This is a genomic window from Streptomyces sp. NPDC020681, from assembly GCF_044334895.1.
GTDB lineage: Bacteria > Actinomycetota > Actinomycetes > Streptomycetales > Streptomycetaceae > Streptomyces.
Map to the genome: position 1 here is coordinate 1 of NZ_JBIRTX010000056.1, position 8,784 is coordinate 8,784.

General features: G+C 64.9%; 4 protein-coding genes and 1 pseudogene. 2 read left to right on the forward strand and 3 right to left on the reverse strand.

Annotated features, from left to right (window positions below):
* Positions 1-649 precede the first annotated feature (649 nt).
* Positions 650-1,781, forward strand: a pseudogene (locus tag ACH4YL_RS40430) (IS701 family transposase); the annotation flags it as partial.
* Between the two features lie 454 nt (positions 1,782-2,235).
* Positions 2,236-2,895, forward strand: a complete 660-nt coding sequence (locus tag ACH4YL_RS40435; RefSeq protein ID WP_398512537.1) for a hypothetical protein — start codon at positions 2,236-2,238, stop codon at positions 2,893-2,895.
* Positions 2,896-3,801: 906 nt separating this feature from the next.
* Here the strand turns inward: ACH4YL_RS40435 and ACH4YL_RS40440 are convergent.
* From ACH4YL_RS40440 to ACH4YL_RS40450, 3 genes are all read right to left on the reverse strand, one after another.
* Positions 3,802-4,575: a hypothetical protein gene (locus ACH4YL_RS40440; RefSeq protein ID WP_398512538.1), complete on the reverse strand. Its 774-nt coding sequence runs from the start codon at positions 4,573-4,575 to the stop codon at positions 3,802-3,804.
* 752 nt (positions 4,576-5,327) lie between these two features.
* A complete protein-coding gene (locus ACH4YL_RS40445; RefSeq protein ID WP_398512539.1) occupies positions 5,328-6,098 on the reverse strand; it encodes a zf-HC2 domain-containing protein in 771 nt (256 codons plus the stop codon).
* A complete protein-coding gene (locus ACH4YL_RS40450; RefSeq protein ID WP_398512540.1) occupies positions 6,095-6,652 on the reverse strand; it encodes a sigma-70 family RNA polymerase sigma factor in 558 nt (185 codons plus the stop codon). The genes ACH4YL_RS40445 and ACH4YL_RS40450 overlap by 4 nt, the downstream gene beginning before the upstream one ends.
* Between the last annotated feature and the right edge of the window lie 2,132 nt (positions 6,653-8,784).

Here is an 8,784-nt window from a genome sequence, read left to right on the forward strand (position 1 = left end):
AATGTAAAATCGTTAAGTCGTTTTGGCGGAGTTGGGTACGTCACACCACACATCGGCGAGGTTGCCCCTGAAGCAGCACCGATCATGATCGTGTTACGAGCTCTAGTGTGATGCGACGCGTTGATCTCGCGAGGATCCTGATCGCCCGGTCCGGGCGATCAGGAAGGCGGGTTGGGCGTCAGGGATTGACCGGGATGCTCGCGACGTGGGCCAACGCGTTGGTGGACTGGGCCGGGTCGAACGTTGCGGGGGCCGAACTGGTCGGAGGAGGTGAGGCCCAGCCACTCCAGGCGTTCCTCGTGTTCCTCATGCGCGGGGTTGGCGAGGATCTCGACGAGGTAGTCGCAGGCTCAGATGACACCGCAGCCCTCGGGTGGGTCGGCCCTGCGGCCAGTGAGACAGCGGGGGTAAGGGGTGCCCGGCAGGCCTGCGGTGATGTGGTCGACGCCCGCATCCAACCGCCGCCCACGGACACACCAGCGCGATGCAGTACCAGCGCCGATAGCGAACTACCGCTGGAGTACTAATACTCCAGTTGTGCTTCTCCATTTGTCCTGGTCAGCGTGCCTGTTTCGAGTCTAGTGGGCTGACGCTGCATCAGGGTAGTGGTGGCTCGTGACCCACCCGATCGGGGTGCGTTGAGCCTGCTATGGAGCCGGATATCGAAGCAGGGCTGTGGGCCACCGAGTTGGAGTCGTTGCTGCTGCGGGTGGGTCAGCGGTTCGGGCGCATCGAGCCACGACGTCGGATGCAGGACTATGTGCGCGGGCTGCTCGGCCCGGTCGGCCGGAGGAACAGCTGGCAGCTCGCCGAGCACGCAGGCCATGCCACCCCGTACGGCCTGCAGCGGCTGCTGTCGTGGTGCCAGTGGGATCCAGACAAGATCCGTGACGACCTGCAGGATTACGCGGCCGAGCGGCTCGGCCGACCGGACGGTGTGCTGATCGTGGACGACACCGGCTTCCTGAAGAAAGGCACCGTCTCAGCCGGGGTGCAGCGCCAATACTCGGGGACGGCCGGCCGCACCGAGAACTGCCAGATCGGCGTGTTCGCCGCCTATACCTCGGCGAAGGGCCGGGCCCTGGTGGACCGGGAGCTGTATCTGCCCAAGTCCTGGACCGATGACCCGGATCGGTGCCGCACGGCGAGAATTCCTGAGGACAGGTCCTTTGCCACGAAGCCCGAACTGGCGCGTGCGATGGTGTTGAGGGCCCTCGGCTCCGCACTGCCGATCGCCTGGGTGACCGCTGATGCGGCCTACGGGCAGGAACGGGGCTTTCGGCGGATGCTGGAGGAAGCCGGCGTGGGCTATGTCCTGGCGGTTCCCAAGTCGCAGCAGGTCAAGTCGACTGCGGGGAGTTGGCGCATCGACCATGTTCTGACTGGTGCCCCGGACGACGCCTGGGAGCGGATCTCGTGCGGGGACGGCGCGAAGGGGCGTCGGGTCTACGACTGGGCCGCAGCCAGGCTCCCTGCCGCCGCCGACGCGAACGGCGAGGCACCCACGCACGATCGCTGGTGCTGGCCCGCCGTAGCCTGGCCCGCCCCGAGGAGATTGCCTACTACCTCGCCTTCGCCCCCACCGAGGCGAACGTCTCCGAACTGGTCCGCGTGGCCGGCTCCAGATGGGCCATCGAGGAGTGCTTCCAGGCCGCGAAGAACGAGTGCGGCCTGACCAGTACGAAGTCCGCCGCTACGTGGGCTGGTACCGCCACATCATGCTGGCGCACGCCTTCCTGGCCGCGATGGCCGCCCACGCCCTCGAAAAGGGGGCCGAAGAAACGGTCCGAGCAGTCTCGTTCCCCTCACCGTGGCAGAAGTGCGACGGCTCCTGGATCTTGCCCATTCCCCAGCAGCCCGGCTACCGCGGCCCGGACACCGGCTCCACTGGTCGCACTGGCGCCGACGCCATCAAGCCGTCGCCCGCCACTGCCACTACCAACGCCGCACGCACCCCGATCGTGTGGGTCACGAGCCACCACCACCCTGATGCAGCGTCAGCCCACTAGACTCGAAACAAGCCCGTCAAACAGCATGATTTCGAACATTGCGGACGCAATGACCTTGACCCTTCCGGGTAAGCCACGGACGCTGGCGCGGAGACACGTTTTCATCGGAAGCTCGTGTTGGGAGGGGACTTGCCCCCTCCCTCGGGCCGGTGGCCCCTGACGATGCTCCGATGACGAACCAGCTACTTGGGGGTAACGCCGTATGCCAGAGAAACTGCGTGTCCGCGTGGCCCGTCTGGCCGTGATCGGTGTGGTGGCCACAGGCGCGTCGATAGCCGCCGCGGGTGTTGGGCAAGCCGTGACCGGCGAGGATTGCGAATTGATTCTGCTCTGCCCCGGGGACCCGAGCCCGACGCCGACGCCTACTGGGGACCCGACGCCGACGCTGAGCGAGTACCCGACGCCGAGGTTGAGCGAGTACCCGGGCCCGACGCTGAGCGAGGCCCCGGACCCGACGCCGACGCTGAGCGAGTACCCGACGCCGACAGTGACCGACGACCCGGACCCGACACCGACGCTGAGCGAGGCCCCGGACCCGACACCGACGGTGACCGAGGACCCGGAACCGACGCTGACCACGAGCGCACCGGGGCAGCGGTCCGGTGCCAACGACAACGACCCCGACGGCAATGTCGGCACCTGCACCGTCGACCTGGAAGGCGCCGAGTGCGCGGACATTTCCGAGTCCGACGGTGCTGGCTCCCAGGCGGCCGGACAGGGTGGGGCCAAGGAGGAGCTGGCCGAGAGCGGCGCCGCCGAAAACACCTTCCTGATCATTGGCGGTGCGACGATGATCGCTGGTGGCATTGGCTTCCGTCTGCTGCACCGTCTCGTTGGTGATGGCCGCAGCGTGCCCAGTACATTTGGCGCCGCAGCAGAGCAGTAGGGAGCTGTGCCGCTGTGCGGGCACTGGGCTAACGGAAAAACGGCCAGTGCCGCGAGCCCGCGGTGAAGGCAACTTGGCTCGGAGGGCGCGCACGGCTCGTCCCGTGCCCCGCCGCCGACGTCCCCCCGTCGGCCTGCAGAGGGTCGCCACGAAGACGGAGGAAACGCACGCTGGTCCACGCCCGCTACGGGATGGTGATCCTGGCCGAGCACGGCCCGGCGACCACGAGCTCGGCCTTCTGCTGCAGCCACTGCCACCTGTACCTGATTGCCGCCCCCGACCCGGACGCGAGCACCCGCCGCCTTCGAGGAGACCGGCGGCCCAGGCTTGCCTTTCGGCAACGGCTCCTACCTCTTGCCCCGGGCTCGGGCTTCGCCCGGCAGTTCGTATGCCGCGTCTGCGCGGACACACTCGGGATCGGCAAGTATGTCGACTGGCGCGCCCACCTGGCCGCTGCAGTCCAGGACCGGTGCTGGCCGAAGTGGCGGACCATGGGCCTGCTGGACTCCCTGCAGCTGTCCCTTGCTGGACGCCTGCCTGGTCCCGCCGGACCACAGCGCGGCCACAGTACGCACCGCCGCCCGTGCACTCCCTTACCACCGGCACAGAGAAGCTGATGATCCGCTCCGACGGCGGAGCGGAGAAGGAGCTGTACTACGCCGGTCTGACCCGCGGCCAGATCCCTCCGAGGGGGTGCCGCAGCCCCTCAACTGCTCGCGTATGGGTGCGGTTGAAGGAGAGGGCTCGGATGCCGTCGATCATCCGAAGAAGATCGAAGAGATGTCGTCGTCGAAGTCGATAGTGTCAAGGTCGGCGACATCCCCGTTGATGACTATGGACCTGCCAGTGCAGTCGGCCTCGGACCAGAGCTTCAAGGAACCCTGAGCCTGGATTGAGGATGCCACGTCATCGCGGGGCGACGTTCCGACACCCCGCGCCTGACAGGCCTTGGGCACCGTTGTCAGCGAAGTTCACGTCATCGAAGAGCACCGCGCGCTCGGACTTACCGTCGGCATTCTGATCGCCGCCGGTGTCGTCAGCCGTGTCATCACCGGCAGGCTGGTCTGCTTTCTGTCCGTCCGGTGTGACACCGAACCAGGTGCCGCCGACGCCCTGGCCGTTGGTGTCACCGGGCTTGAGGCCTTTGCTGAAGCGGTAGACGGGCCATCCGCCGATGGTGACCTGAAGGTTGCCGTCATCCCGCTTGACCACGCCGACGTCGGACTTCGTGAGGCCATTTATGAAGATCTTCCCGCCGGGGGCGACAACGACCGGCGGCCAGGTGACAGCGCAGTCTCCGTTGCAGTTCGACTTCGACGGACTGGCAGCATCCTTGTCGAACCGGTAGAGGGTGAAGCCCGCCCCATTGACCACCACGGGACTGAGGTTGCCGGCCCTGGAGGCGGTGAGCTGCACCCACTTCTTCGCTACCGGTGTGACCGTCGGCTCTCCGGGCTTGTTCGCCCAGTCGCCCGTCATGGGCTGGGCATTGTTCGTCTTTGCTGTGCCGCGAAGAAGGTTCAAGCTCTGCAGACCGGACTGGTCGGTGCTGTTGTTGGCACCGGCAGTCGCCGATTTGGCGGGCGCGGAGGCGTCGGTGTCGATGCCGCCACAGGCGGTAAGAAGCAGCGCTACGGTGGCGGCGGCCGAGACGAGCATCGCCATGCGGTTGCGGAACATGCGGATCTCCTTATGTAGTGGCTTCGGCATTCCCAGAGCCATCACCTCCCTGTACGAGACCCGCCCGGCCCGGAGGTCACCTCGTTACGATACTGAGATGTAGCTAGGACAACCCCAACAGGGCATATCTCGCCTGCCAGTTCACTGGCAGCGACGGGGTGAGTCACCGCAGGTCAGCGGTATCAGTGCAGGCGTATCAAACGACCTCGTTCATGATTGGCGGTGGCGTGTCGTGAGGCCTGGTGTTCACTCTCGCTGCCTCTGCACAAGGGTGATGGTTTGCTGATGAGCGCGAGGCCGGCGATGGCTGGGATGCTGGCGGTCATGTCCTAGCGGCGGCCGTGGTGACGAGCGAGCGACCGCCAGTTCTTGAGGTGGGCGATGCCGTTCTCGACCCGGATGCGGCGTGAGGAGTGCTCTCCTTGCCCTGACGCTCGAGAACTCCTCACAGGCGCCGGAGTATTCGTCTTGAACTTGCGGTGCGGTGGTGTCCCCACACGTCCACCGGGCGAGCGCCAAATCCCTGGTGGCTGGCGTTGGCAGAGATCCACGGAGGGTCCGTCCGCAGGAGTTTTACCAACCCACGCGGTTCCCGACTGGCGCGGCTACAGAACAGCATCCGCGCGTCGGCATCCGTGACGACCATGGTCTTGACCACGTTGCCCTTGGGTACTTGGCTCGAACGGTTCCGTCAGCAATGGCGCTCAGGTGCTGGCGGAACAGCAGCGCGTCTGTCCGACCACTAAGTCCTGTTATACGTCGATCTCGACCAGTCGTTTGCCCTCGAAGGAGCGAACCTCGAAGCGATCGATGTCACTACGGGGCATCGCCGCTCCGCCGTGCACGTAGAGCGGGCGCTTGCCCCTCTCGTCGGCACTGTCCGGGATGCCGTATCCCCACTTCGGAACGGACCAGGAGGCTACTACCTCCTCGTTGCCTGCCTTGGAGACGGCTATCAGGCTGCACTTGAGCGGGCCCTTGACGTTGTTCAGCTCCAGTACGGCGTGTGTGCCCCAGGCCTTTTCCTCCGTGCCCACCGTGGCGGTGACCTTGCTGACAGGGTCGGTGGTTTTGGTCTTGTCATTCATATGGTTGAAGAAGACGTCCTCGGCCGGGCTGGTGGAGTGCACGTGCGGCAGTGCCTGTTCGGTCCGTGCCTCTGCGGAGGTGACGGCGATGGTGATGACCGGTCCGCCGATGATCAGCACTGCGGCGGCGGCGACCATGCAGAGGCTGCGCCTGCGCTGGGCCAGGCGCTCGACGGCAACTCCGTCCACTAGCCGGTCCAGCAGCCGCGGGCTCGGCTGGACGTACAGCACGGCGGGATCCGAAACCGTGGCCGGAGTAGTCTCGGCAAGTGTGGCGAGAAGCGGTTCGAGGCTCATGAACTCCTCAAGCTGCTGCGCGCAGTCATCGCATTGGGCCAAGTGACCTTGGAAGCGCAGGGTGTCCGCTACGTCGAGCACCCCAAGAGCGTAGGCTCCGACGGCCTCGTGCTCCGAGGAGAATTCTTGCACCGTCACGGCCTCACTCCTCGTTCCTCAAGTACAAGTTTCATGGAGCGCAACCCGTAAAATATTCTGGACTTCACTGTCCCGCTGGGTATGCCCAGACTCTCTGCCGCTTCATTTACAGTACGTCCTTTGAGATACGTTTCAACCAGCACCTCTCGGTGCGCATCACTGAGTTCACTCAGGGCGCTGGAGAGCATCATGAGCGACAGCGCCTTGTCGATCTCGTCCTCGGCAGGCATGAACTCCAGAGGCGAGGCGTCGACCTCCTGGGGCCGCGTCTGGCGGCTGCGGTAGCCGTCGATGACGATACGGCGAGCCACGGTAATGAGCCAGGGCCGGATCGAGCGGGTGGCCGGGGCCAGCTGGTGGGAATAGCGCCACGCACGCACAAGGGTTTCCTGGACGACGTCCTCCGCACGGTGACGGTCGCCGTCCACCAGCCGCAGGACATAACTGTGCAGCGGACCGGCGTGTTCCCGGTACAAGGATTGCATGAGCTGTTCGTCCGCTCTACTACTGCGGTGTGACCCCTGATTTGGGTGCCACGTTGCTGAACTGTCCATCACGGCCTCCTCCCTGGGACAAGCCTTCCTCAACCGGTGAGCGGCGGGCGAAAGTCCAGAATGTGTGCCGACGCAGATCCAGTGCCACACGATTCCGGAAGGGCCGGCCGAGTGCGATGGATCGGGAATATCATGCGTGCGGCGTCGGGTTGCGGCACGACGGCAGTCGCACATTGCACAGCCGTACACGCATTTCTGCGCGCAATTACTACGGTTGACGCGCGGTAGCCCCCCGGGGCAACCCCCGGGGGCTTGCAAGCTTCTCCACCTGCTTCGACGGTCGCCGTGCTCCAGGTGCGGCACGGCGCCGGAATGGAGGAGGCTATGCTTGACGGTCGGCGGGACCCGTCAACTGCGGCGGCCTACTCATCCACTGATCCCCCCTCAGCTCGCCGTCGATCTTCACGTATCGTGCGGTCAAAGGGACATCCAGTTCATTCGTTATTCGAACCAGAACGATCTTGAATGCCCTGTCCGCACTCCTGAATACACCGACAGGCATCGGTCTTATTTCGTCTAGCCAAACCAAGATGAACAAGGTTCGGTAACTACCGAGAGAAGACTATTGTGGGCAACCCAGGCCTACCGGCGTGCTGGAGATGGCCCTCTGGACGCTCTACAGCCGGGCATCCCTGGCAGCCAGGCCACACCCTCTGATCAATGATCCACTCGCAAATTCAGACACTTGAGGCGATCGACTTCCCCTATGTTGAGAAGTTCGGCAAACCATGGCAGGGCGCTGTAGTGCGGTCACTCTGCCTTGATCAAGCGACTACATGTTTTCCTCGCGGAACACCCCGCGAGCACAGTCGTTGCGCTTGGAGAAGGGCTGCAAACGACTTTCTGGCGTATCGGGAATGAGTGTGCGCAATGGCTTTCGGTTGATCTCCCGGAAATAGTCGAGCTCCGCAGATCAGTCCTACCCGCCGCCGATAACCTGCGTACTCTCAGCTGCTCGGAGCTGGACCACGCATGGATGGACGAGGTGGATGCTGGCCACACTGTACAGGTCCGCTGAAGGGCTGCTCATGTACTTGGAACCTGATGAGGCGCTGTCCTTGATTGCCGATTGCGCCGCGCGTTCCCTAGCGGGTGCATGATCTTTGACACCATCCCGGCTTGGGCCAGCCGCCGCACGCTACGCGGATTGCAGCTCACCTCGCGGTACACCTTTCCGCCCTTGCCTTTCGCTCTCTCCGCTTCTGTGGCATCCGGCCTTCCACAACATTTTCCCGGCGTCCTGTCGGCCACCAATCTGCAGATGCTGCCAGGGCGTGGGCTGTTGAAATTCAGCGCGGTCATCGGCGCCCTCCCCCTCCTTCGTAACGTACATTCTCCAATGTCACTGCTGCGGTGTGCCGAGTCTCCGGAGTTGGGCGGTGCGGAGGTGTCCGCAGGCTCGTAGTGTTGATTAGGCTTCACTGGGGATGCAGCCTGAGACGCCCGGGGAGGTTGTCAACTTGGTGAGGACTGGGCAGGTTGAGGGCGTGATGGGGCACTGTCACGTTTGTCGGGTGTGGCTGGTGTTGAGGGTGTCAGGGTGTGAATAGGCCCGGTGATGGCCGTCGTCAGGCGGCGGCGGTGCGCGGCTGATGACCTGGTTCCAGACGGTGAAGAGTGTGGTCATTTCGCTACAGCCCAGGTGCCTGTCACGCACGCCAGGCCCACCCCTCACTTGCCAGAAGCCCGGCTGCGGGGGGACGTCGCCTCCGGCGTCACTGGCAGCGGGCGGGGGTCGTAGGTCCCTGGTCCGGGCTGCCATGTCCGTCACCGATCGTCACCCCGAACTCTGCGGAGCTGTACCGGGTGAAGTTCGCCCGGTGCCCGCCGGCAGACCTGTGGAGCCGCCAGTGCTCCACTCGCAGGTGATGTCGTCGCACCGCTCCCAGGCGAACGACTTCGTGTCGACCTCACGGACTTCGCGCGCCCCACCGCCAGGTCCACCATGCGCAGCGCAGTCGGCAGGTCCTGGTAGGCGTAACCGAGATGCGTCGGGCGCAGCCCTGTACTCAGCTCCAGTGTGCCGTGCCTATCCGGCGATCAGGGTGGACGAACAGAGCGTACGCATCAGAGATCAGCCCCTCCCCAGCAGCAGCCGGGCCTCGCCGACCGTGATCACCGAGCCGGTCACC

Coding starts and splice junctions, on each gene's coding strand:
- ACH4YL_RS40440 (WP_398512538.1), bottom strand. CDS start 4,575: ATGTTCCGCAACCGCATGGCGATGCTCGTCTCGGCCGCCGCCACCGTA.
- ACH4YL_RS40450 (WP_398512540.1), bottom strand. CDS start 6,652: ATGGACAGTTCAGCAACGTGGCACCCAAATCAGGGGTCACACCGCAGT.